The 386-nt window shown below is 36.5% G+C and carries 1 pseudogene; it reads left to right on the top strand.

What is annotated here, in order from left to right:
- Positions 1-284: 284 nt before the first annotated feature.
- A pseudogene (locus BACFIN_RS24000) lies at positions 285-386 on the top strand (ISAon1 family transposase N-terminal region protein); the annotation flags it as partial.

Genomic DNA, 386 nt, shown 5'->3' with positions numbered 1-386 from the left:
ACATTGGTATCCAAGAAATAGATGAAGAACAGCACCGAAAATGAGTTGTTTTGCATAGCCATACTCTTTGTTTTTGACGTTGTAAAATTACTGTTTTAACGTGAGTTGGATTTGTGCAAAATATAGATATTCAATGAGATATAACCCAGGAAGGTGGTACTTTTTTCGGCCGGAAATCAAGTCCACCTTTTCGTCCACCTCGTAAATGCCGTAAAGTGGGGTCAATGTAAAAACCTGAGGGGTAAATTTATAAATTGTTATCTTTGTCTCCAAATTCATAGCTTATGGAATTAAACGGTTATCGCCTTCTTCTTCCTGAAGGCACTTTAGACTACTTTGATCTTGTTGATGTGAAGGAAAGTGTAAATGAAGTTGTGTTCTACCTT

It is taken from the genome of Bacteroides finegoldii DSM 17565 (assembly GCF_000156195.1).
GTDB lineage: Bacteria > Bacteroidota > Bacteroidia > Bacteroidales > Bacteroidaceae > Bacteroides > Bacteroides finegoldii.
This window is presented reverse-complemented; position numbering and strand designations above follow the sequence as displayed.